Here is a 1,755-nt window from a genome sequence, read left to right on the forward strand (position 1 = left end):
GCCGTGGCCCGGCGTCGGCACGTGACCGTCGCCGTACCGCTCGTGCGCCTCCGCGGGCCCGGCGGGATGTCCGGCCCCGCGCGCGTCCGCGTGCCGGTCCTCGCCGTCCGCGCGGCCGGAGTGCGAGTGCGGCTGCGGCTGCGGCGCGATGCTGCGTCCGATCGCCGCGGCGCGCGCCGCGAGCTCGCCGAGCTTGTCCTGCACCTGCGTCGGGGTCGGCCGGTCGGTGGGGTCCTTGGCCAGGCAGGCGCGGATCAGTGGAGCCAGCGCTGCCGGAACGCCCGTCAGGTCCGGTTCCTCGTGCACCACCCGATACAGCATCACCTCGGAGCTGCCCGAGCCGAAGGGCGTGTCACCGGTGGCCGCGTAGGCGAGGGTGCTGCCGAGCGCGAACACGTCCGTCGCGCCGGTCACCCCGACGCCGCGCACCTGCTCGGGCGCGAGGAACCCCGGGGAGCCGACGGCCGTGCCGACGTGGGTCAGCGTGCTCGCGCCGCTGGACCAGGCGATGCCGAAGTCAATGATCCGCGGGCCCTTGGGGGAGAGCAGGATGTTGGACGGCTTGAGGTCGCGGTGCACCACCCCGGCCTCGTGCACCTGCTCCAGGCCGTCGGCCAGCGCCGAGCCGATCGCCGCGACCTCCGCCCACGGCAGCGGGCCCTCGTCGCCGACCTGCTTGTAGAGCGAGGGTCCTGGGACGTAGACGGTGGCCAGCCAGGGGCGTTCGGCCTCGATGTCGGACGAGACCAGCCGCGCGATGCAGCCGCCCCGGATCCGCGCCGCCGCGGCGACCTCGCGGGCGAACCGGGTGCGGAACTCCGCGTCCCCCGCCAGTTCGGCGCGGATCAGCTTGAGCGCGACCTTCTGCCCCTTGCGGTCCGAGCCCAGGTAGACGACCCCCATGCCTCCCGCGCCGAGCCGGCGGTGCAGGCGGTAGGGCCCGACGAGTCGCGGGTCCTCGCGCCGGAGCCGCATCTTCGTCACATCGCCGTCCCACCGTCAGGTCCCCGTCTCCGGGGGTGTGCTGGGCATGCCCGAGCACGGATTGCTGATTGCCAGGACCACAGCTTACGGACTGTGCGAGCCGGTGTGCTGATACGCAACGCAGTGGACGGCGCGGTGGACCGCTCCCGCCGGGCACACCGGGCCCTCAGGGACAACCCTGAGACCGGCCCCGGGGCCCCCTCCACCTCGGGTAGTAGTCCTCAGGTCGGAGGCTCCTCCCTGTGGCGGCCCGCAGGACCCTGCGCTGGCATGACGACCGGGAAGAAAGGGCGGCCTAACGTTGTTGGTGAGCGGTGGGCGGGACGCTCGTCCCCCGAGGATCTTCGCCCACCGCACCAGAAGCGCGACCGGCGAACAACGCAGACGAACGACGCAGACGAACGACGATGAACAGGTGGATGGGGGAGTCAGCGATGGCCATGCAGCAGACCGGGAGCCGACCGCCGCGGCGGCGTCGGCCGACCGGTGACGGCACCAGGAACCCCTTGGTGGCGCTCGTCATCGCTCTGCCCGTCGCCGCGCTGCTCGCCTACGCCTTCGGGGGTTGGCACCAGTTCGCCCTCCAGGCGAACACCATGGTGCAGATGATGAGCCGCTGAGGCGCTCCGCTGCACCCCAAGAACTGCGGGTGGCGGGTCCGGTCTGTCGGTGAGGGCTGACCGGGCCCACCACCCGCGCTTCGTCCGCTCGGCCCGGGGGACGCCGAGGGCCCCGACGGATCGATCCGTCGGGGCCCTCGGCTTTGCCGTG

The 1,755-nt window shown here is 73.2% G+C and carries 2 protein-coding genes; one reads left to right on the forward strand and one right to left on the reverse strand.

Annotation, left to right across the window (positions count from 1 at the left end):
* The coding region (locus TR48_RS03690) for a serine/threonine-protein kinase (RefSeq protein WP_084728764.1) at window positions 1-975 on the reverse strand (975 nt) is incomplete at its 3' end.
* Window positions 976-1,418: 443 nt separating this feature from the next.
* Between TR48_RS03690 and TR48_RS03695 the strand changes: the two genes are divergently transcribed.
* Window positions 1,419-1,604 (forward strand): hypothetical protein, encoded by a 186-nt coding sequence (locus TR48_RS03695; RefSeq protein WP_236651997.1) that lies wholly within the window; start codon window positions 1,419-1,421, stop codon window positions 1,602-1,604.
* Window positions 1,605-1,755 lie beyond the last annotated feature (151 nt).

The organism is Streptacidiphilus neutrinimicus (assembly GCF_000787815.1).
Taxonomy (GTDB): domain Bacteria; phylum Actinomycetota; class Actinomycetes; order Streptomycetales; family Streptomycetaceae; genus Streptacidiphilus; species Streptacidiphilus neutrinimicus.